Below are 22900 nucleotides of genomic sequence, written 5' to 3' on the forward strand. Positions count from 1 at the left end.
CTCTGTGCTCTCTGTGCCTCTGTGGTTTATTTCCTCATCCATCTACCCCTGACGTCACGCCGCGAACAACGGCCTTTCCGCGCCCGCCAGCTCCACGCCCGCCTCGGCCAGTTTCGTCTGCACCTCCGCGATATGCCCCCGGTCCCGGGTTTCCACGGTGCAGAGCACATGCACTCGAGACAGATCTGGTCCTGCGAAGGTGCGGTTGTGGACGATCTCGGTGACATTCGCCCCTGCTTGGGCCAGCACGGTCGAGAGATGCACCAGCCCGCCGGGTCGGTCGCTGATGAGCGCGTCGAAGCGGTAGATGCGGCCATCCGCCGCCAGGCCGCGCTCGATCACCCGGCTGTGGGCGAGGGGATCGATGTTTCCGCCGGTGAGCAGCAGCACCACCCGTTTGCCCGCCAGATCGGGCAGCAGCCCGGCGAGCATGGCGGCGAGCCCGGTGGCACCGGCCCCTTCGATCACGCATTTGTCCAGCTCGGCGAGTCGGAGCATGGCGAGTGCCAGAGCCTCTTCACCCACGCTCACTACGCGGTGCACGAGTGGCTTGGCAATTTGCAGGGTGTTTCTGCCTGCCTCGGCTACAGCCAGACCATCGGCCAGGGTGAAACGGGTGGAGATATGCACGGGTTCGCCCGCCTGCAGTCCCGCGGCAAAGCAGGCGGCATTCGCGGGCTCCACTCCGATGATCTGGAGATCCGGTTTCAGCGCGTGCAGGACCGTGGCCACCCCGGCCAAGAGCCCGCCTCCGCCGATCGGCACGATGATCGCGTCCGCGTCCGGCACCTGCTCCAATATTTCAAACGCCAGCGTGCCCTGGCCGGCGATCACGTGGGGATCATCAAACGGGTGGATGTACTTCAACTCCTGCACCGCCGCCATCCGCATGGCCTCGCTCCGGGCCTCATCAAAGGTGTCGCCATGCAGCACCACATTGGCTCCGAACCTCCGGCAGCGGGCCACCTTCACCAGCGGGGCGAATCTCGGCATCACCACCGTCACCGGGATGTTCATCTGGCGACCGTGCCAGGAGAGTCCCAGCGCGTGATTCCCGGCCGAGGCGGCGATCACCCCGCGCTGAGTCTCCTCTGTCGTGAGCTGCGCCAGCGCATTGCGCGCCCCGCGCTCCTTGAAGCTCCCTGTCCGTTGGAGGTGTTCCTGTTTGCAAAAGACATGCGCCCCAGTCAGTTCGCTCAGTGCTGCCGACTCCACACACGGCGTCCGGGCCACCGCCCCCTGGATGCGCAGACGGGCGGCGACGATCTCCGAAAGGGAGACGCTGGCGGCTGAGGAGGCGGGTTCGGCAGTGGGGGAAGGATTCATGATGGGAGGAGAAATCTGGGGAAAAGGCTGGGCGGATAAACAAAAAAGCCCCGGGTGGATCACCCAGGGCTGCGGAGGAGAGTCGTGATAGATTTCAGTACACGCTCAGTCCTGCCCCGGGTGGGAGCCAATAATGATCGCAATGATCATGATCGAGGCAGGTGAATTGAGCGCCATTTGTGCCGGAAACCTTCCCCAGATTGCTTTCCTGTCAAGGCCGCCCCGCTGCGCGGGGAGACACAAGACAAAAGACCTGATCTGAAAATGTAGTCACAGTCCCGCATGCGGGACTGTTCAGTCGAGCCATCCAAATCCCACGCCGCCAGGCCAACGCCCAGCACTACATTGCATTCGCACCGGCTGGTCACCAAAAGGAGGGAGGGACATTCCTGTCCCGGTCCGCCCCGCACGTCCCATGACTTCCCGATGGCCCCTAGTCGCTCCCGCCTCCCGGCGAAGCCGGTCAGGTCTTGTGTCTTCTCGTCTTTTGTCTCCCGCGAAGCGGGTCTGTCTTGAAGTCTTGTGTCTCTTTATGGCTGAATGTCTGCATGCGGATGATTCAAAAACTAGGAATGCTCTTCTCCTGTGCCTTGGTCGGCCTCGCCTCTGCCCAAGACACCCCTGGCAGCACCAGCAACCGCCCCAACATCGTGCTGGTGATGGCTGATGACCAGGGGTGGGGGGACATGGCCTACAACGGGCATCCTCACCTCAAGACGCCCAACTTCGACGCGCTGGCGGCGGAAGGAGTGCGCTTTGACAACTTCCACGCCGCAGCCCCCGTGTGCTCACCCACCCGGGGCAGCGTCATGACCGGGCGCACGCCCAACCGCTTCGGCTGCTTCTCCTGGGGCCACACCCTGCGTCCGCAGGAGGTCACGATTGCAGAAGCGCTCAAGTCCGCCGGATACCGCACCGGCCACTTTGGCAAATGGCACCTGGGCTCCGTGCAGAAGGACAGTCCGGTGAACCCCGGCAACAGCGGGTTCGAGGAGTGGATCTCGGCCCCCAACTATTTCGACCTCGATCCGGTGCTCAGCGATCAGGGGCGCGCGGTTCCGTTCGAAGGAGACAGCTCGGACATCACGGTGGACCTCGCCCTGAAGTTCATCCGCAAGCAAGCGGAGGCCAAGCAGCCCTTCTTCACGGTCGTGTGGTTCGGTTCACCGCACGCGCCCCATCAGCCGCTGGAGTCGGATCGTGCACTCTACGAGAATCTCGACCTGACCAAGGCCCAGCAAAATTTCTATGCAGAAATCACCGCCATGGACCGCGCCTTCGGAAAGCTCCGCAGCGAGATCAAGGATCTGGGCCTGCGGGACAACACCATCCTCTGGTATTGCAGTGACAACGGAGCCCTGCCCAAGGTGGGCTCTACGGGCGGTCGCCGCGGTAACAAGGGCAAGATCTACGAAGGCGGTCTCGCCGTGCCAGCGTTGCTGGAGTGGCCCGCCCGCTTCGCCTCGCCCAAGGTGGTCAAGCTGCCCTGCGTGACCTCAGACATCTATCCCACCCTGCTGGATGTGGTGGACGTCACCGTGCCCAACCAGCCCGTCCTCGACGGCATCAGCCTGCTCGGCGTCATCAGCGGCAGAGACAAGGAGCGTGAGAAACCCATCGGCTTCTGGGATCGAGGAAAGAAAGGCATCCAGACTCCGTCGAAACTCTGGATGGATGAGCTGCTCGCCGCACAAAAGGAAGGGCGCGAGCCCAACGATCCCGCGAGGCTCAATCTCGACTCCGGAGTCGTGGGCGAGCCCGAGCCGTCCAACCAGTTCCCGGGTCACGCCGCGTGGCTCGATGGTCAGTGGAAACTCCACCGCATCGAGGATCCCCCGACCCACGATGTCACCTGGGAGCTCTACGATCTGGGTGCCGACCTCGATGAAAGCCGCGTCCTCTTTGCCGAGCAGCCCGATCGCCTGCCCGCCATGCAGGAAGCCCTCAACGACTGGCTGAAATCCGTGGTCAAGAGTCTGAATGGCGGCGACTATCCGAAGGCTCCGTGAACTCGTGCTTGGCTTTTGACGCATGAAATCCACCCTCCGAGGCATCTTTCTCACTTCCGAAGATCCGCCTACCACCGCCGCGTTTTATCGGGATGTGGCGGGGCTGGCCTGGGAGGAAGTGGGCACCGGAAGCGGCTACGTGTACTGGAAGCTGGATCGCGATGGCGTGCAACTCGCCCTCCATGATGCCAAAGCTTTTGCCACCCACACTCATCCCGCATTACGTGAATCCAACCTCACGCACCTCTACTTCCAGATTTCCGATCAGAAGGCCTTCCTCGAAAAGCTCGTGGTCATGAATGTACCCGTGGACTCGCAGGATGACGTGGTCATCACCGTGGTGGATCCGGATGGCAGAAGGGTGATGTTCGGGACGGCGTGATCAGGTAAGAATGTATCAAACGACTACCTCCATCTCATCATGAACAGGCTCAATAAGACACTTGCATCCGCATTCACCGTGTTTCTCGCGACCGTGATCCTGGCCATTGGGGCAGATAAACCAAAGCCGGCCAAGGCGGAGATTGTCCCCGTTCCCGCAGAGACCAAGGACTGGTGGACGCCCGTTGGCAATGTGAAGGTCACCTTCACGGATGGCCATTCCGAGATGTGGACCAAACAAGGCCAGGCCTTGTTGCCCAAGGTGTCGTCCAAAGGTGCGGTCGGCTGGACCAAGATCAAAGAACGCAGTGACAAGGGCGAGCCGGTGAACTCTGTGCTTCGTGTGATGCTGTCTGAGATCGAGATCAAAGACATGGAGGCTGGCCCCTTTATTGAGGCCTGGGACTTTGTCGATGACGGAGCGGCCGTAGTGGTGAAGTCTCGTGCTCGACATGGCCCGGCCACGTTCACCAAGTTCGACCTGGCCACCGCAAAATCGACGAGCAGCGTCACCAGTGCCACCCCGTATGCGCAGTTGCCAGAGTGGGCCAAGCCGTTTGCGGATGATGTGAAAGAGCCAGCTTTGAAGAAGCCCTAGTTCGATGATATCCTGCGTCTATGACCGTCGCCGTTTGTTTGAAGTGTGGTTCAATGAAGCATGGTGCCTTCAACGCCTGCCGGAAGTGCGGCTATGCGCCGGAGACGAATGAAGACAAGGCCCGACATCTCATTGCAACTGATCACTATCTGGGCAGGGGCGACCTTGAGCGCATGGGTGCAGATATTGCCGCTGGGCACTTTCCAAAAATGGACCCCGCCGACGTGGAGCGGTTGGCGAAGGTCATCGAGGAAAATCCGATTAGTACCAAGGAGGTTGCTGGGTTCTTCATCAAACTAGCGTTGAAAGCTGGATTGGTGATCCTGGCAGTCATTGGCATCCTCTGGTATTTCCTTTCGAAACCTTAGAAGCATGCGTGCCACGGGCGGGAGCGCTCCTTGCCTGCGCGAAGGAGTCATAGTCTGTGATGTAAAGGCGGTGGCACTGCCGTACTTATGTGCTCTCAGACGATGTTGTACGCTTGCTCTCCCTTTCGCATCCTCAAGTTGGCTCTGGTCAGCTGTTTTGTGGCTTGCTCGTTCGCCTGTTTTTCTACCCTTCACGCAGACGTCACCCTCACTCCGCTCAAAGAAGGGGCCAATCAAGTCGAACTCACACCCCTGGAAAACGGCGAGTGGGAGGTGCGCACGACTGGGCCGGATCCGTATTTCCACGTTCGAGTCGAAGGGGAAGGGCTTGACCTCGTCAAGGAGCCGGTTCTGTCGTTCGAGTATTTCAGCCTCACGGGCGTGGGGCGCATGCTGGTGTTTGTCGGCTCGGTGTTGGATATCCCGCATCTCATTACGCACCAAGGCGTGGGGCGAAGGGAAGGGTGGGGGCCGCAGGCCATTGATCTGCGGGACACGTCTGCCAAACCCGCCCTTCCGGTCAAAACGTTGCGCCTCACGTGGGGAGAGGCACCCGGACTGGTGGCTCGTTTCCGCAATCTCAAAGTCCGCGCGGCCACGGCTCAGGAGGCAGAACTGGCCACCACACGGGGAACACGAATCCAAAACGACCGGGCGTTGGCGGAAAGGTTGAGGAAATACCTCAGCCAGGACTTTCCTCAGCATCTCTCCTCCGTCTCAGCCAATCCCTCTCAGATCAAGATTGAAGGACGCATTGCGGGAAGCGCTGAAGCCCTGTGGCTCGCGGAAGTGCCCATGTGGGAGGACATCACCGTCCTCAAACAACCCGTCTCGCTGTACGCGATCAATGCCGATGTCCAAGGGGCTTTCTCCGTCATTGTGCCGCGTGATACGGTGAAGGATCGCGACCTTCTGCTCTCTGGTTGGGCCGTGGTGAGAAAGACGGCGGAGAGCGTGATTCCTGTGTCCGCGCTGCGATACGTGGAAAAACAGACGCCGCGTGCCGATCTGCCCTTGATGCGTCCCCGGTCCAAAAAGGGGCTGGGGGGATGTGAGTTCGATCATGAGGACATGGACAAGCTGGGGATCACCTCTGTGACCCTCAACATCCTCTTGAACCATCTGCTCTTCACCACGCCGGGAGAAGGAAGAACTCCCTACACCTATGCCGGTCGCACCTGGTATGTGAACGAAGGCGTGCTGGCTGGCTATGACCGCTACATGATCACCGCCGCCAGGAAGCAACTGATGGTCTCCGCGATCATCCTGCTGCCCCAGGAGCGTGAGGCCGCAGCGGGATCGTGGATCAAGATGGCCGGGCATCCGCATGCCGAGCCTGTGGGGCTCTATGTCATGCCCAACTTCACCACCCAGGAAGGCGTGCAGGCTTATGCCGCGGCCATGAACCTGATCACCGAGCGCTACAGCCGCCCGGATGGCAAGTATGGTCGGGTGCACCACTGGATCATGCACAATGAGATCAACAGCGGCTTCTACTGGACCAACGCTGGCGACAAGACTGATCTCACCTACCTCGACCTTTATCAGAAATCCATGCGTGTGGCCTGGTTGCTGGCGGGTCAGTATGATGCCCATGCCAAACCCCTGATCTCCCTGGAGCACGGTTGGACCCTGAAACTCGATCCCCGGGCCTATGCCGGTCGCGACTTGCTGGAAAATCTCGTCCAGTTCAGTCGCAAAGAAGGTGACTTCCCTTGGGGCATCGCCTATCACCCGTATGCGGAAGACCTCCGCAATCCCCGCACCTGGGAAGACCCCGGCGCGACTTTTGATTTCAATGCCCCGTTCATCACCTTCAAGAACATGGAGGTGTTGGATGCCTGGGCTCGCTTGCCGCGAGTGGCTTATCAGGGGCAGCCTCGCGAGATTCAGCTCACGGAACAGGGCCTAAACTCCCCCGACTACTCCGAGAAGACTCTGGCCGAACAAGCGGCTGGCATGGCCTATGCGTGGAAGAAGATCGAATCCCTGCCTACTGTCACCGCGTTCCAGTATCACCTCTGGGCGGATGACCGGTCCGAAGGGGGATTGCGCCTGGGATTGCGGAAATTCCGCGATGACGCGGGAGACCCCTTGGGCATCAAACCCATCTGGCATCTCTATCAAGCCATCGGTACCCCGGAGTGGGAAAAGGCGAGTGCGTTCGCCCTGCCCATCCTGGGCATCAAGAGTTGGGAGGAAGTGCAGCACAAAGCAAGAATTATGAATGATGAATGAAGAATTTTGAATGAATGCGTCCGCGTTTGGTGCCGCATCTTCTCCCGATGCTGCGCCAGAAACTCCATTCCTAATTCCTCATTCATAATTCATAATTTAGAGCGGAGCTCCACGTCCACCCACACCCCCGCATGGTCGCTCCACGGCACCTTCGGATCGCTCTCCAGCTTCCCGTTCACCTTTCCCTGGTCAATCACCCGCCACTCCCAACTTTCTCCGCTGCCAAACACGTGATCAATCCGCGGCTGGTCCTTGGAAAGTAATTGCCACGATCCCGCTTCCATGATCGGGCTCAGCACATCGCTGTCCGGGGTGTTGTTCCAGTCACCTGTCCACAGGGCTGGCAGACCCGTCTCGCGAACCTGCTTTGCCCAGGGCACCAGTTGTGCCGTCTGCGCCAGTTGCGTGGCGTGGTAGCGGTTCTCTTTGTAGCGCGCATGCAGGTGCGTATTGCCAAAGGAGAGCCGCCGCCCTTCACCCAGGTCCAGCGTGCAGAGGGACAAGCCCTTGCCCGCCCACCAGTCGCCATGTTGAAGTGCCTCTGGACGGCCATTGCTGGTATAGCGGATGAACCCTTCCGTGAGGATCGGATAGCGACTCACCGTGAGCAGCCCACTGCCCACGAGGCCGCTGTGAAAGTAGCGGGAATGCTCCAGTCCCACTGCGCGCAGCGCCTGCGTCAACTCTGCCCGGTCTGCCTCCACGAATGCTTCCTGAAACCCCACGATGTCGGGCTTCAGGAGGGCAATTTCCTCGGCCACCTTCCGGAGTCGTTCCGCCCGGCGTGGCGTGATCCAACGCAGCCCCCAGACGTTCCACGTGACCACGCGCAGTTTGAGGGGAGGGGACTTTTCCCAGGCGTTCAGATCAACCTTGGGAAAGGCGGATGGTTCCGGAACGGCAGGAGCCCGCAGGTTCCAGAGCAGCAACGCGCTCACAATCAGGCAGACCCCGATGGTGAGTTTGAGGAGGCGACGGAACCAGTGTTTCACAAGGGGGATGTAGAACGCGGAGCCTGCGCAATCATGCGAGCAGATCAAGGGGTAAGTTTCGAGTCGAGGTGAAGGCTGGCAGACAGAGGGTACCCGATGGGCCTACCGCTCCGCGGTAGAGTTACTCGCACGAACTATCCATGGGTTGCACTCGCTACGCTCGCTTCACCCATGACTACGCATGGCGAACCCTTCGGGTTCAATGGACAATGTGCCAACGTACAATGTACCTAGGTTTGTTATGGTGAACATCGACCGCTGCATTGACAAACACATTCTCCGAACCCGGAGGGTTCACCATGATTAGCCATGGGTCGGCCGAGTGAAGCGAGGACTACCCATGGAAAACGGCCAGACCGCTTCTACTGCGGAGCAGTAGGCCCATCGCATCCATCGTCTCCGGACTTTCGCACCGCTCCCAGCCCCCAATCTTCCCCCACCCTGAAACCTTTCCTCTCCACGCTGGTTGGACCAAAAACACCTTTCGGCTCGCTCTCATGGCCCCTTTCCTCCGTACCACGCTCCTTCCGCTCCTGGCAGCCATCGCTGCCGCAGCCACCTTGCAGCCCCTCTCGGCACAAACCTCCCCAGGCGTCACCGCCCATCGCGATCTGGAATATGTGCCTGACGGTCACGAGCGTCACAAACTGGACCTCTATCTGCCCGCGAAAGCAGAGGGCAAGGTCCCGCTCATCATCTGGATTCACGGCGGGGCTTGGCAGGCTGGCAGCAAGGACGGTTGCCCTCCGTTGCGAGAAGGCTACGTCGCACGAGGCTATGCCGTGGCCAGCATCAACTACCGGCTCACCAGTCACGCGGTGTTCCCGGCCCAGATCGAGGACTGCAAGGCCGCCGTCCGGTGGCTGCGGGCCCATGCGGCGGAGTACCATCTGGACCCGGACAAGTTTGGTGTCTGGGGCAGCTCCGCCGGCGGACACCTCGTGGCCCTGCTCGGTACCAGCGGGGAGGTCAAAGAGTTCGATGTAAAAACGAACCTCGACCAGTCCAGCAAAGTGCAGGCGGTCTGCGACTACTACGGACCCACGGATCTGGTCGCCTTTGTCACCCGGCCGGGCTATGAACGCCATGCCGATCCGACCTCGCCAGAAAGCAAACTGCTGGGCGGCGTGGTGATGGAGAACGAGGACAAGGCGGCAAAGGCCAACCCGATCACCTTTGTGGACAAGGCCGATCCTCCCTTCCTCATCGTGCATGGCGACAAGGACGCCACGGTGCCGATCAACCAGAGCGAGCTGCTCTTTGATGCCCTGAAGAAAACCGGGGTGAGCGCTCACTTCCACACCATCCACAATGCCGGCCACGGTGGGCCGGGGTTCTCAGGAAAGAACATCGAGGACATGGTGGCCAGGTTCTTCGACCAGCGTCTGAAGGAGGGCAGCACCACGGTGGATGCCCTGGTCACCGACAGCACGGCCGAGGAAGCCCCCGCTGGGCCTGGAGCCGCGCAGGGCGGACGACGTGGCATTCCCTGGGAGGTCATCTCCCGCAAGGATGACAAAAATCAGGACGGCAAGGTCACCAAGGAGGAGTTCTCCGGCCCAGCCCAATTGTTCCAACGCCTGGATCGCAACGGCGATGGAGCCGTGACCCGTGAGGAGCACGATGCGGCGATCAATGAGAGGCAGGGTTCAAGGTGAGAATCGCTCAATCGTTTGGGGGGCTTCGCCGGAGATTGTAAGAATGTAGTGGTAGGCTTTAGCCTGCCGTTGGGAGTGTAGAGCAGTGCGACTGAACAGGCTGAAGCCTGTGACTACATTGGCCGGGCAGCTTAGCCTGCATTGATGGCGATGGCACCCTTGCTCCGCTCTCACTGAACCGGCGGGACGCCGATAGCACGCACAGCCGTCCAGGCTGTGTCACTCATTCACTCCAGCACAAACGCCGTCTTCGCCAGGCGCTGGCCGTTGACCGCTACTTCCACTACATGCTTCCCCGCGTAGTGCACGCGAGTCGTGAAATCCTTGATCTGCTGGCGTCGTGTCAACGTCACGGCCTCTCCGGGTGTCAGCTTCAGTTCCTTCCACTTGAAGACCTTCTCAGCTGTGCCGCCAGACTTCTTCACGTAGTGGATGACGTAGTCCACCACCAGTCGCTGGGACCTCGTTGCCGCTGACTTGAACCGGAGTTCCAAGGTCAGGTGCTGTCCCAGCTCCAGCTTTTCCGGGTTCAGAGTAAAACTCTGCACCTCCACTTCTGGAGGCTCGCCAGCCCCCACCAAACCCAGGGCTCGCGCGTCACCCTGTTTGATCAGCGTGCGCAGGGCCCGCTTCGCGATCCATGCGGTGTGCCCCTCCTCCAGAGGCCAGCCCGAGAGCCGGTCCATCATCCATTCAGGATGATCTTTCGCGATGTCATTCAAGTGGTTCGCCACGGACTTGCGCACATACAGGCTGGAGTCCGCCTTCAGGTTCTCCAGGATCGGCAGGGTGGGGGAGGGATCTTTCACGAGTTCCTCCAGTCGGAACGACCACGGCAGTCGCGGGCGTGAACCCTCACTGGCCAGTCGGCGCACGGCTTCATGCTCGTCCCCGGACCACTTCTTCATCACCTTCAGCGTCCTGGTCAGATCGCGCTTGAGGAACTCCCGCACGGCAAACTCCGAGGAGCCATACACCGTGAAATCCTTGAGCGCCGCCATCGAGGCCTCGAAGTCCTCCAACCCATACAGACCCACATAGTCCGGCAGCACCAGGGTGACAAAGTTGTGGTCGATCCGTGGAGCCAGTTCCCGCAAGGCATCCAACGACTGCCGATAGCTCCCCGGCAGCCCGGCATGGAGGCTCTCCGTCATCCGCCGGAGCCGCTGCATCAGGCTCAGGGCATCCAGTCCGGGCAGCGCCTGGGCAAGATACGCCTTCTGCTTGAACGCAGGCAGCACGGCCGCCATCTCCAGCCCGGTCCGCCGGAATCGAGCCTCATCAAACCAGTCTTTCAGGGCGGGGGCGGCGGTGGGAGCATCGGTGTCGGGCATGTGTCGAAGTGGCGAGGGAGGGGGCGAAGCGGGGGTTTTGGGGAGAGTATGCCACGAGACTGACAATCCTATGTCAGCAGTCCAGGCGTTATTTTCGCGTCCAGCAGAACCAGCCCCCCAGACGATCCCTCTTGCCACGGCAAAATCACCGCGCATATTGTGCGCTCCCGTGTCCCCGTAGTTCAATGGATAGAACGAGGGTTTCCTAAACCTTAAATGCAAGTTCGATTCTTGCCGGGGACGCCAGTGTAAATGGTTCCAATTGAACGACTGGCGTGAGTGTCCCCCGGGATCCTTGGAAGCTCCGGGGTAGGGTAGGCCCCTTCAGTTGCCCTGGGCGGGCAGCCAGACCCTCTCAGGTGAGCCATTCTACGGGTCCCCGCTGAAGCGTTCTTCACAAAAACGAGGTGGAGAGACGGAACCACCGCCCCTCCACCGAAAGCCATGACGATTGAGCAGATGCCGGCTCTTACTTCACTTTCAGTACCCCGCGCATGATGATGGAGTGCCCCGGGAATGAGCAGACATAGGGATACTCACCAGCCTTCTCGGGGGCGGTGAACTCGATGATCTGTTCTTTCCCATGATCCAGCAGCTTGCTGTGCCAGAGGATTTCCTTGCTCTCGGGAATGAAACCCGTCTCAAAGCCCTGGGCACCCATCACCAGGGCCTTGTTGGCGACCTCATCGATTTTTCCGGGATTTACCAGCAGGATGTTGTGCGGCATGAAGTCGGGATTGGCGAAGATGAGCTTCACCTTCTTGCCCGGTTTCACGGTGAGCTCTTTCACATCATACATCATGCGCTCAGGCACGGTGGCGATGCGGATGGTGGTGAGCTCTGGAGTGTCGCTGAGGATGCCGGATTTCTGAGCCTTCGCTTCCGCATCGCCGGCGATGACGCCGCCATGCAGGGTGGATTCGACATTGTACCACAAATGCTGCACCACGTGGGCAGCGTTGCGGGCATGCGGCTCAGGGGACTTCAGGAGCTGGCCGAGCAACTCAACGTTGCGCACATTGTGCTGCTGGTGGAGCCAGAGGCCTTCCAGCAGGTGATGCGCGTCCTCTTTCTTGTTTGAGTCGAACTGTTTGAGCCACTCCGTTGTCGCGGCGATCACTTCTTTCGAATCACGGGCACTGAGTTCGATACGGGTCCGGTGGCGGATGCCGTCCGTCGGGTGCTTCAGATTTTCCAGCAATGCAGGGATGGGCTGGCCAGCGATGGCCACAGGCTTCTGCAACTCGCGTCCGGTCGCCGTGATGCGGTAGATGCGTCCGTGGGCGTGGTCACGATTGGGGTCGCGCACGTTGTGCTGCATGTGGCCGATGATGACATTGTGCCAGTCGGCCAGATAAAGCGAGCCATCGGGAGCAAAGACCGCATCCGAGGGGCGGAAGTTCTTGTCGCCGCTCATAAGGAAGCCGCGGGACTTCTCCTCCGCCACGGTGCCGTCTGCTTGGGTGACTTTGACGGTGAGCTCATCGCCCGAAGGTTCACCCCAGACGGAAGCCTTCTCCGCATCGCGCTCCAGGTGATACTGCTTCACGCCCAGGAATCCGATGACGTTGCAGATCAGGAAATCGCCCTGCATTTCCGCGGGGAAGTGCTGGCTGCTCACCACCTCGCTTGCGGTGACGGGGCGCACTTCCTTCTTGAGCAGTTCATACATCTTGAAGCTGCTGCCTTCGGGGCGCACCTGATACGCACGACCGCCGGTGCCGTCGGTGGCATACTGATACCCCCAGTAGTCGAACGAGGTGCCGTGCGGATTCGGGGAATTGTCTGCGTGTTTTGAGATGGTGAAGCGGCGGGGATCAAAGCGGTACATGGCGCTTGCAGATGCCTGCAGTGACGGTCCCCAAGGATGCTCGTGGTTGTGCTGCATGAAAACGCCACTCTGCCAGTAGATGCCACCATCCGGGCCGTAGATGAGGTTGTTGGCGCCATGGTGCGTGTCGCTGCTGTCGAGACCCTGCAGCATGATGATGCGCACGTCCGCCTTGTCATCGCCGTCCGTGTCCTTCAGGAACAGAAGTTCGCTCTGCCGGGTGACGAGCACACCGCCATTCCAGAACTCGAACCCAAGAGGGTTGTTTACTTTTGCAAACTCGGTCGAGCGGTCAGCCTTGCCGTCGTTGTTGTCATCGTGAAGGATGATCAAGGCATCGCGTGACTCCTTCAGCGGCTCCCACTTTGGATAGTCGGGCCACACCGCCACCCAGAGGCGGCCTTTGACGTCGAACTGCATCTGCACTGGATTCGCCAGTTCAGGAAACTTCTGTTCATCGGCAAAGAGCTGCACCTCGAAGCCCTTCCTCACAGCCATGTGCTTGATGCCTTCCTCGCCGCTGATGTAGGTGAGGCGGCCTTCCTTCTGCGCGCTGCTGCTCTTGCTGGCGCCGCCGACGTTTGACTTCACTGGTACAGGAGTGGGCACATTGCTGTCATCGATCTTCTTGTCTCCGCCGGTGATCCTTGCCCACACACGTTCGTCACGGTTCGCGGTCATGACATCGAGCATGGAGAGCTCGTGCTGCAGGACTACGCCGTTGGTCTGGCCATCCACGAAGGCCAGCGTCGAACGGCTGCCCCAGACGTCATTGCCATCAGAGGCGTGGTAGCGCTGATACCAGTGGTAGCTCTTGTCGAGCACGGCCTCTCTCAATGGATCCAGAGAGGCCGACGCGCTCACCACTTTGCCGAGCAGGGCGGTGCCAATCACTTCTGCGAGCTGACGATTGCCCTCATCGGTAAGGTGGACCCCGTTGATCGTAAGCGGCTCTTTCGCGGCCTTGAAGAGCGTCAGTGAAGGATGATACAGATCAACAAAGGCAACGCCCGCCTCTTTCGCCGCAGCTTCCGTGGCCTTTGTGTAGGCTTCGAGCTGCACATTGTGCGCCTTGCCGTCGGGGACATTCGGATTGTGCGTGTCCTCGTGCGCGATGGGGCTGAAGAGGACGATGCGCGGGAACGACTTGCCATTCGGCTTGGTGCCGCGCGTCTTCTTCACGAACTCAAGAAGCTGCGCTTTGTATTCATCCGGTTTGTTGTCGTAGGACTCGTTGTAGCCAAAGAAGCCGAATACCACGTCCGCCTTCACATGCTGCAAGTAGGTGGCCATCGAGATCTGGCCCGGGCTGCGCGGGTAGGAGTTCGGGCGGTCCCCGCTGGTGGTCATGTTGCGGAAGCGCACCTGCTGGTTCGCCAGCTGGCTCTGCAAGACTGTCTCCATCCAACCATCGTGCTGCATGCGCTCCGGAAGACCGTTGCCGAGAATCGCGACGACTTCACCCTTGCTGAACGTGAACGGCAGAGGGTCCTTGTAGTCAGCAGGCACCTCGGCAAGCGGCGGTTCCGGTGGGCCGGAGGGGCTGCTTCCGCTGGTGTTGCCTGACTTGCCGTTTTTTGAGGCAGGTTTGCCCGGCTTGCCGTCGAAGGTGAGGTAAGTGAGTTTGCCCTTGTCCTTGATGTCGATGGTCATCGACTCTGGAGCTTCAACTTTGGTGGCGACGAAGACGTCTTTCCGATCCGCATCCAGGAGCCGCAGCGTGAAAGCATCGAGGCGGCCGGAGAGTCCTTCGCGATTCCAGATGCCGATTTTCTCAATATCCGTCGCTTTGCCGAGGTCGAGTTCCCACCAGGGATTGGGCTTGTTCTCCTGAGTGTGGGTCTGGCCGCTCTTGCCCCAGTCAGAGCTTTTGTTGCCATCCAGCGCCCGCTCGGGGCTGCCTCCGTGAGTCGTGGTCGATTGGGTGGCTTTGCCGGTGGGAGCGATGTTCTTGCCTCCTGCGATGACTTCCACCTCGGCCAGCGTCAGGGTCTCGCGGTCTCCGGGGAGTTCGATTCGCACGAAGCGGGCTGGCTTGCCGGTCACCAGAGGAGCAGGAGCGGCGGTGGGAGCGGCTGGTTTGGCGGGATCGAGCTTGGCTGCAGGCTGGGGTTTGGGGGCACCCTTGGTGTTGTTGTTTGCCGGGATCGGACTTTCGTAGCCTGCATACATCTCTGGCTTGATGCCGCGGGCGTACGCGCCACCGGCGAAGGTGTTGGGCTTGAAGGGGCCGACGAACTCAATGTTGAGATCCGGTTTGATCTGGTCCTCCAGGCCAATTGCCCAGAGCATGCCATTCACGACGAGGCGGCGATATCCGTCATTCGTGATGTCTTCCGAGGTGCCGTAGAGCGTCGTGAAGACGCGGCCTTCTTTGCCAGACGCCGTCTTGTACGTGCGCGTCCACTCACTTGGCATGGGAGGCTTGGTTGCATCCGCAGGCGAGTCGGGGGTCATGCCGTTGAGCGGTTGCGCCAGGGTCAGAATCTCGCCACTCGACGGCTTGCCCACATAACCACCGGCCTGCACCCACACATCCTTCACCCCACGCAGGATGGGATGTGAGGCCTTGTCCGGCACGATGGCAATGCGGGTGCTTTGCTTGTGATTGGTGCCATAGTGCCCCACCCACGTCTGGCCCAGCACCTGATGCCCGAAGCCCAGTTCATAGTCGGCACCTTTGTAATCAAACGAGTACTTCACATAGGGACCGTCCTTTGGAATCTTGAAGCCATGCGTTGCCGTCCTCAGGCCGACCACTGGGCCGCCGCGGTTCAGGTAAGCATCGAAGTGCTTCATCTGATCTGCGGGAAGGTTCTGAAAGCGCAGGAACACCACCGCGAGGTCGGCGGTATCGAGTGCCTCCATGCCGGGGATGTTGGGGACCTCGCCCGCCACGATGTCCCCCTGGGCGTCGATGTCGAAGAGCACCGTGCACTTGAAGCCGTGGTGTTTCGCCAGGATGCGGGCCAGTGCCGGGAGCGACTCCTCCGAGCGGTACTCATGGTCACCCGCCAGGAAGACAATATGCTTGCCCTTTCCTGGCCCAGTGGTGCCTTCAAAGACCAGGGGCGCCGCGTCCGCCAGACCTGCAGACACAGCAAGAACGAGCAAGGCGCGCGTCAATAAACCGGCGAAGCGAGGGAGTAAATTCATAGAAGGATGGACAATACGTACCGTGCAATCACATTTGGTGATCCGATTAGGACAACTTTTGGTTCAGACCCGCCCTGGAACTTTATTAAGATCTGTTTGGATAAAAACGCCCGACGACTCTGGCTGCGGACGGCACTCGGGCGCGAACGGAGACCGTGAATCCACCTGCCGTAAGAGGTAATTTTGAAGCGAAAAAAGACTCGCTTCGTTCACCAAACTCCCCAGATTGCCGCGCCGTGGATCTGACATTTGTTTTCCCCTGTCTCAATGAAGAAAAATCCCTGGGTGAGTGCATCGCCAAGGTGCGCCAGTCGCTGGAAAAAGCGGCCGGGCTCCGCTATGAGATCGTCGTGGCGGACAATGGCAGCACCGACCGCTCTCGGGAGATAGCCACCTCGCTGGGAGCCCGGGTCGTGCCGGTCACGAGAAGAGGCTATGGGGCCGCGCTCAGTGGCGGAATTGAGGCGGCTGAGGGAGAGTATGTGATGTTCGCCGATGCGGACAACACCTACCTCTACGAGCACGCCCTGCCGCTCTATGAGGCGACTTCATCCGCGCGGGCGGACATGGGCATCGCCTCGCGCATCAAGGGAGAGATCAAGCCCGGAGCCATGCCCACGCTGCATCGCTATCTGGGCACCCCGGTGCTCACCTCCCTGATCAATCTCTTTTTCCAGGGGCGTCTCTCCGACTGCAATTCCGGTTTCCGCTGCCTGCGTAAGACCTCGTTTCAGGCCTGGGCGGTGCGTTCCTCCGGCATGGAGTTCGCCTCGGAGTTGCTCATCAAGGCGCTCAAGCACCGGGCTCAGTACGTGGAAATCCCCTCCGGCCTGAACCCCAACCCGCCCGACCGTGTGCCTCACTTGCGCACCTGGCGGGATGGCATGCGGCACCTGCTCTTCATCTTCTCAGAGCGGCCCCAGATGTTTGAGTGGCTCGGCCTCATTGCCGTCGTCTTCGCCACCCTCTTGCAGATCCTGGCCGTGATCACTGGCCCCGTGAATTTCCTGGGGCTCAATATCTTTGATCTCCACAGTCAGGCGCTCCTGTTGCTAGCTGGCCTCGTCGGCACGCAGTTCTACATGTATTCCTGCATGTGCTACCTGCGATCCAGCGACAAGCCGTCTGGCATCACCCGCTGGTTGATCAACATGGACGAGGGCACGCTCTTCTTCCTGCTCTCAGGCGTGATGCTGGCCATCGCCCTGGTGGTGCTCTCCGTCTTCGTCATCTGGGCAGGCTCCAGCTTCGCGGGCCTGAATCTCACCCACACCCTCGTGGCCATTGTCCACTTCCTCAGCGTGCCCCTCCTGCTGTGCCTCGGCCTGCTGGGCCTGCACACGCTGAAGCGTTACGAGCACTGAGTTTGGGGTTTGGTTTGAAGCGGGCTTTTCATGAAGCCCGCCCGACAGATAGTCGATTATCTGACCCAGAGTTTTCTACAAGGTCTCTTCCGCCTGGGGCCAGGGCTCACGGCAGAAGTTGGATCTTCTCGATCACCAGCCGGCCTTGTGTGTCGGCGTCCTGAGTGAAGAGCGTCAGCTTGTGTACCCTCTGGAGCACTGTGCTGGCGTCGCCACCCTCTGTGAGGGGGATCTGGAGGTCATTGCCACCTGGGTTCACCGTGGCCTGGAGCCGTAGGCTTTGGGTGGGCTTCTCCCCGTCCACCCGTACGCCCAATACAAAAGAGGAGGGGGCCGCCAGACGGCACTGGATGGAGAGCCGCGTATGGCCAGCCCAGCTCTCCTGCGGCGGCCAGTGTTGCAGGCTGGTGTGCCCCTTCAGCGTTACCGGGAGGACGACCGCGCTCGCTTCATACTCAAGGGGACGCTCCGTTCCCTCCATCTCCATCGCCCAGAAAGGGGTGGTCCCATACCACTCAAACGGGGTCAATTGTGGGAAGCCATTCCTGCCTGAGATCAGGGCGGTGCCATACCAGATCAGCGGCCACGAGGCGATGAGGATCAGCATCGTGGCCATCGTTACCAGCCCCCACCGTCCACCTCTGGAGCGATGCCCGGCAAGGCGGATCGAATAACCCGCCAGTCCGCCCAGCACGCCGTGCAGACCATCGAGCCAGTCAGGATTGCGGGACGTGAGCGCCTGCATCCCCTCCAGCAGAAAGGGGAGAATCACCAGACACAGCAGCGCGAGCAGCCTCCGGGAACTGCCGCCCTCTGTTCCCCGTCTCGGGACAAGACTCCACCCCAGCGCGGCGAACAGCGGCACATGGCCCCAGTCCCAGAGCAGCGGTTCCCAGCCTGACTCAGCAGGCTGGGGGAGGGGGAGTAGCAACGCCAGAGCGATGCCCGCAGCCAGCCCCCATGGGGCGTAGCTGGCCAGTTTCCGGGAGCGGGCAGGGGGTGTTGCTTTCATCGCGAGTCTCCAGCACTTCTGTTAGACAGGGGCCGGCACCGGTTGTGGAGACGCTTCACGTTGTGCCGGTCTTTGGAATGGGAGTTTCAGCAGGAACCGCAGGTTCTCCTTGAGCCACTCATCCCGCCGCGGACCTGTGTAGTGACGGAAGATCGTCTGGCCGTCTTTCGGGAGGTCAATGGTGTATTGCCTGTAGGGCAGGAACTGGAATTCCCGCAGTGCCAGGGCATAGGCGGTCTGTTCCACAAAGTGGGAATTCAGGCGAATCTCCAGATTCGCGGATTCAAGGAAACTTTCCAGGATGCTGCGGTCGAGTTGCGACCGGCGATACAACACCACTCCAGAATTCAGCCGGGAGCATTCTGGCGGGAAACCGGCATGACTGCCAAAGTTGAAGGGCGTATCTCCATTGCCCCGGCTGACCAGCGGGTGCGGGCAACCGCGCTCGATGTGCTCTACCATCAGTCGGGGGGGCTTGAACCACAGAATGTCTGAGTCCAGGATCATGATGGGACGGGAGCCGGACAGGCAGTAGGGGTCCAGGATCTTCTGGAGAAGCACTGACTTCTGCGAGTAGCGCACGCGGGCTCCGACGGGCAACTCCGCCGTCATGATCTCGCGGATCGTGGGATCCAGATTTGAATGCACCTGCACTCCGGTGAAGCGCTTCTGGAGGAAGGCGATGTCCTCCTGTGCCAGACTCCCGTCACTGTGGATGTGGAGCGCGAAGGGGCCCCCGGTCCAGGCCTTGCAGAAGCTGATCAGTCCTGCTGTTGCCATGGGCACGTCCTTCCTGCAGCAGAGCAGGTGAACATCGAAGTCGGCCTGAGTGGCATCCATGGCCACAGCGATGGGGGCGGTAAGCGAGAGCCAACTGCGGAGGAATTTACGCAGAAGTTCCAATGACATGATACTAAGCATGAGCCAGACCTACGTGATTTGATTGGGCGGGGGCTCTGGAGACGGCGGCGATTGCAGCGGTGGAGTGCCGGGTGGCACGGCCGGGCTCAGTGCTGAGGTGGAGGTGGGGAAGAGGCGGTTCCTCAGTCGCAGGAAAGGTGTCTCCACCAGGCGGGTCATGACGAAGCCCGTCACGATGGACAGTGCCAACCCGCAAAAGATCTTGCCCGCCAGCGGGAATGGCAGGGACTGGAAGAAAGGCAGCTTGGCCACTACCCGATACACGGGGATGTGGACGAGATAGATGCAGTAGGAGGCCGTTCCCACGGAAGCCAGTCCCTTGAGCACGGCGTTGCTGTGGCCCTGCCATACCAGAGCCAGATAGACCACGTAGCTCGTGGCCAGAGACACCAGCAGGTACAGCCATGTCACCTTATGGAACCGCTCAAACCCGCTGTTCCCGGATATCGCCACCAGCACGAAGGTCGTGAGCGTCAGGATGATCGCTGCCGCCTTCCAGACAGGCCGGTTCAGCAGACGCCACGTGGTGCCCCGCCAGTGCAGATACGCCAGCGCCGCCCCGATGAACAGGGCGTCGATGCGGTGGTGCGTGTTCTTCATCGTGTTGTCCAGAGAGCCCGGGACATACGCGGAGAACTCCACAATCCGCAGCACCAGGCAGATCAGCGCGAAGCCGGCCGCCAGCCAGGGCAGGAAGCCAAACACCCCAGCAGTGCTCACCTGGCTCCCGCCCTCTGCTGCCACCTTCGTGCGACGCCGCAGGCTGAGCCACACCAGGGCGGCAAAGAGGAAATAAAAGTGCTCCTCCACCGCCAGGGACCAGGTCACATCCATGAGCCCCCCGGAGCCATAGTTCTGGAGGAAGAAGACCTCCCGCAGCAGCCGCTCCGGATCCGGACGGGAGCTTCCGGCCACCAGCAGCAGGATGTATCCCGCCAGGAGGATGTAGAAAGGCGGGTAGATCTTGAAGCCCCGGCGTATGAGGAACCGCCCCACATTCACAGAACCCGTCCTGACCTGCTCCTGGATCAAGAGGGAGCCGATCAGGAAACCGGAGAGGACAAAAAAGATGGGCACTCCCACCCAGCCCGGGACGAAGAGCGGGGCGAAGGGCGCAAAGGCAGCCTGCTCCGCCCGGGTCACACTGAGGTTGCCGTCGATGTGGTGCACCAGCACGATGAGCACGGCAAATGCCCGAATGACATCGAGCATCAGGTTCCGCTGGCTGGATGGCGAGATCATGAGGCTCGAAGCTCCACGGCGGGAGACAGGGAGGGGGCGATGAGGTTCGAGGTGAAGACTCCGGGGAACTCCTGGAACAAGCCTTCGTAGAGAGGGCGGAGTTCCTGGGCATCCGCCTCCCGCACATAGGTGGGGTAGGGGTTCCAGCACATGGCAGCCAGATCCCGCGTCCACCGCCGACCCTGCCCGGTGGCGTGATCTTTGAGCTCGTGGTTGAGCCGGGTGATGGCCTGGTGGCAGGAAAGGTGGTCTGCCGCCCAGCGGCGCGGTTCCAGGTATGGGGCGGCCTCCAGCAGGGCGGCCAGTTCGTGGTGAATACCCCGTCGCGGGTTGAAGAGCCTCCCCGTGTGTTCGTTCACATATTTCCTGGATCCTACGTGGGCGTCACTCCGCATGCCGATGGGGGTGTTGGCAAAGAGCGCCTCCATCGCCGCCACACAGCTCCCCTCGCGCCTGCTCATCAGCACCGCTGTCTTGCTGTCGCACTGGATCTCCCGCACCCTCTGGATGGGCAGGCTTTCCAAGACCTCCAGCTCTTGCTTTGCCCCCAGGTCGCGCGCCGTGGCGATGATGCTCTGCGCCGTCCGCCCCGCCTCCTTCTGCCCGATGAGGACGACCTTCAGTGACGCGGGGAGCTTCGCCAGCGCGGCAAAGAGTTCGTAGTGCCGCTTGAACGGAGCCCAGTTCGCCACCATGAGCACGTCATAGGTGCGGGCTGCATGGGGTCGCGGGGCGAAGTTGCCGGGATGGATCCACTCGCACGGCATGGTGCTCACGCACTTGATCCTCGGGTGGTAGGCCTCCAGCTTGGCCATCTCTGCCGGGTTGCCAGCTTCCAAGTAGAGCGTGCCCGGCACCCGGTGCAGGGCCCACTCCAGCAGTGCGTAGCTCGTGGGGGACCAGCTCGTGGAGAGGACCAGATCATACCGGCTCAGCAGGGCAGCCGGATCGAGCAGCCCCCGCAGCAGGCGGTACAGGTTGTATTCAAAGGCCACATAGAGCACGCCTTTCTCACCGTCCGGTCCCGGCGGTTTCAGGATCAACGTTCTGGAGAGCACCGGATCCCCGTCATAGATCTGCCGGTAGCGCTCCAGCAGGGGGGCCACGGCCTGCTCGTCCAACAGGCTGCCGCCATGCCGGTGGGGGTTCACCCGCCGCTCGATCCCTTTGGACTCCGCTCCCTGATAGGCCAGCAGGTCCTGTACTCGATCCCGGCGCAGCACGCCCGCTGCATGCTGCAGCAGGGCTTTGGCATTGCGCAGCCCACGATGATGCGTGAGTGCGTCTTTCAGCCTGGTTTTGAGAAGCTGCATCCGCACGGTTATTTCATCGGAGCCAGCAGGTCCGCGTATTCTTTAGTCATGCGCTCAAGAGTGAAGTGCTCAAAGGCCCGTTCACGCAGTCGGGCAGCTTTCTCATCAAAGGACGTCGACGTCTTCCCCCGGAGGACAGTCTCCAGAGCGGTGGACAGGCCTGAGACATCCTTCTTCTTGAAGACGACCCCGTTGGGCCCCATCAGTTCGGGGAGTGATCCGGCATCCGAGGTGATGACGGGCCGCCCGGCCGCCATGGCCTCCAGCGCGGAGAAGGCGCAGGCCTCATCCCACTCGCTGGGGATCACCACGCACCGACCACTCATCATGAGCTCCGGTACGTCCTGTCTTTGCCCCAGAAACTCCACCTTGCCCGCCAGGGGGCTGTCTCGGATCTCCTGGATCAGCGGCTCCTTGAGCGGGCCTTCTCCGGCGTACTGGAGCCTGGGGCAGTCCGGCCACCGGTCCGCCAGTTGTCGATACGCCGCCAGCAGGGTGGTCACTCCTTTGTAGGAGGCGATCTGTCCGGCAAACACGATCGCATCGCGCCGCCCATCTGCGGCCGGTGGCGATTGAAAGCGTTCCAGAGGCACCCCGTTGTAGATGCGTTTGAGCCGTCCGCTGGGAATGCCCAGTCGGCTCGTGAGCCGGTCCGCCTTGAAGTCGGAGACCGTGATGACCTTGTCATACCGGCGGGAAAACAGGCGCCCCCGCAGCCGCGTGGCCAGCCCCTTCCATCCACTGCGGACGGGGATCTCCAGGGAGCTTTGATCGATGTAGTAGGCTTCCGCCACCGGCCGTGTTTTCACCGTGCTCAGGACCGTGGGGCTGAGCATGGGATAGAACCCCACCACCACCGTGGTGGGCTGGAGCTCTTGAATGGCCGCCAGCACCGCCGGTTTGTCGAAACGGCCGCGGAGCACGGGATCCCATTTCAGTCTGCCGCCCGCTGCCTCCAGTTCTTCCTGGAACCACTCCGGTCCGGCTTCCGGCAGGAAAAGGCACAACTGCGAGCCGCGTCGCGTGAGGGTCCCGGCCAGATCCAGCAGCCATGCCTCCCAGGTGCGGCGACCGCGCGGAATGAGATCCATGACCAGCAGCACACGGTGGTTGGCTGAACGGGTGGGGGTCGGGGGGGACATCAGTTGACGGATGAA

Annotated in this window: 16 protein-coding genes and 1 tRNA gene; 8 read left to right on the plus strand and 9 right to left on the minus strand. The window is 61.1% G+C overall.

Translation table 11 applies throughout. The annotated features are described in order from the left end of the window. Positions 1-54 precede the first annotated feature (54 nt). Entirely contained in the window at positions 55-1326 is a 1272-nt protein-coding gene (gene ilvA / locus BV106_RS13950) for a threonine ammonia-lyase (protein WP_051945787.1), read from the minus strand. A gap of 572 nt (positions 1327-1898) precedes the next feature. Here ilvA and BV106_RS13955 point away from each other — a divergent pair. The 5 genes from BV106_RS13955 (at position 1899) to BV106_RS13975 (ending at position 6920) form a co-directional block, all read left to right on the plus strand. Next, positions 1899-3335 (plus strand): sulfatase-like hydrolase/transferase, encoded by a 1437-nt coding sequence (locus tag BV106_RS13955; protein ID WP_265595667.1) that lies wholly within the window; start codon positions 1899-1901, stop codon positions 3333-3335. Positions 3336-3357: 22 nt separating this feature from the next. Then, positions 3358-3717, plus strand: a complete 360-nt coding sequence (locus BV106_RS13960; RefSeq protein WP_038165609.1) for a VOC family protein — start codon at positions 3358-3360, stop codon at positions 3715-3717. A 39-nt stretch (positions 3718-3756) separates the two neighbouring features. Then, entirely contained in the window at positions 3757-4314 is a 558-nt protein-coding gene (locus BV106_RS13965) for a hypothetical protein (protein ID WP_038165610.1), read from the plus strand. Positions 4315-4334: 20 nt separating this feature from the next. Continuing rightward, entirely contained in the window at positions 4335-4682 is a 348-nt protein-coding gene (locus BV106_RS13970; protein WP_265595668.1) for a hypothetical protein, read from the plus strand. Between the two features lie 138 nt (positions 4683-4820). Then, positions 4821-6920 (plus strand): DUF5722 domain-containing protein, encoded by a 2100-nt coding sequence (locus BV106_RS13975; RefSeq protein ID WP_265595669.1) that lies wholly within the window; start codon positions 4821-4823, stop codon positions 6918-6920. Between the two features lie 89 nt (positions 6921-7009). Here BV106_RS13975 and BV106_RS13980 read toward each other — a convergent pair whose 3' ends face one another. Beyond that, entirely contained in the window at positions 7010-7912 is a 903-nt protein-coding gene (locus tag BV106_RS13980) for an endonuclease/exonuclease/phosphatase family protein (protein ID WP_265595670.1), read from the minus strand. 497 nt (positions 7913-8409) lie between these two features. Here BV106_RS13980 and BV106_RS13985 point away from each other — a divergent pair, with 497 nt between their 5' ends. Then, the gene (locus BV106_RS13985) at positions 8410-9570 is read left to right on the plus strand and encodes an alpha/beta hydrolase fold domain-containing protein (RefSeq protein ID WP_038165614.1); all 1161 of its coding nucleotides are present in this window, start codon (positions 8410-8412) and stop codon (positions 9568-9570) included. A gap of 227 nt (positions 9571-9797) precedes the next feature. Here the strand turns inward: BV106_RS13985 and BV106_RS13990 are convergent, their stop codons facing one another. Then, on the minus strand, positions 9798-10904 hold the full coding sequence (locus BV106_RS13990; protein ID WP_038165616.1) for a DNA alkylation repair protein: 1107 nt from the start codon (positions 10902-10904) through the stop codon (positions 9798-9800). A gap of 171 nt (positions 10905-11075) precedes the next feature. On the opposite strand from BV106_RS13990, the gene BV106_RS13995 reads away from it, so the two are divergent. Further along, positions 11076-11150: transfer RNA gene (locus tag BV106_RS13995), tRNA-Arg, on the plus strand. A 223-nt stretch (positions 11151-11373) separates the two neighbouring features. Here the strand turns inward: BV106_RS13995 and BV106_RS14000 are convergent. Then, on the minus strand, positions 11374-15891 hold the full coding sequence (locus tag BV106_RS14000; RefSeq protein ID WP_081891714.1) for a PVC-type heme-binding CxxCH protein: 4518 nt from the start codon (positions 15889-15891) through the stop codon (positions 11374-11376). A gap of 236 nt (positions 15892-16127) precedes the next feature. Here BV106_RS14000 and BV106_RS14005 point away from each other — a divergent pair, with 236 nt between their 5' ends. Then, entirely contained in the window at positions 16128-17255 is a 1128-nt protein-coding gene (locus BV106_RS14005) for a glycosyltransferase family 2 protein (protein WP_038165617.1), read from the plus strand. Between the two features lie 106 nt (positions 17256-17361). On the opposite strand, the gene BV106_RS14010 is transcribed toward BV106_RS14005, so the two are convergent. From BV106_RS14010 to BV106_RS14030, 5 genes are read right to left on the minus strand one after another with little or no spacing between them, the layout of a single operon-like run. Then, complete coding sequence (locus tag BV106_RS14010; RefSeq protein ID WP_038165618.1) at positions 17362-18267, minus strand: hypothetical protein; 906 nt, start codon at positions 18265-18267, stop codon at positions 17362-17364. Between the two features lie 21 nt (positions 18268-18288). Then, on the minus strand, positions 18289-19176 hold the full coding sequence (locus BV106_RS14015) for a hypothetical protein (RefSeq protein WP_038165619.1): 888 nt from the start codon (positions 19174-19176) through the stop codon (positions 18289-18291). Between the two features lie 21 nt (positions 19177-19197). Next, positions 19198-20430, minus strand: coding sequence for an acyltransferase (locus BV106_RS14020; RefSeq protein ID WP_038165621.1), 1233 nt, complete (start codon positions 20428-20430; stop codon positions 19198-19200). Continuing rightward, positions 20427-21743, minus strand: a complete 1317-nt coding sequence (locus BV106_RS14025) for a glycosyltransferase (RefSeq protein WP_038165622.1) — start codon at positions 21741-21743, stop codon at positions 20427-20429. Before BV106_RS14025 ends, BV106_RS14020 begins: the two co-directional genes overlap by 4 nt. Before the next feature lie 8 nt (positions 21744-21751). Beyond that, positions 21752-22885 (minus strand): glycosyltransferase family 4 protein, encoded by a 1134-nt coding sequence (locus BV106_RS14030; protein ID WP_038165625.1) that lies wholly within the window; start codon positions 22883-22885, stop codon positions 21752-21754. Between the last annotated feature and the right edge of the window lie 15 nt (positions 22886-22900).

Source organism: Verrucomicrobium sp. BvORR106 (genome assembly GCF_000739655.1).
Classification (GTDB): domain Bacteria; phylum Verrucomicrobiota; class Verrucomicrobiia; order Verrucomicrobiales; family Verrucomicrobiaceae; genus Verrucomicrobium.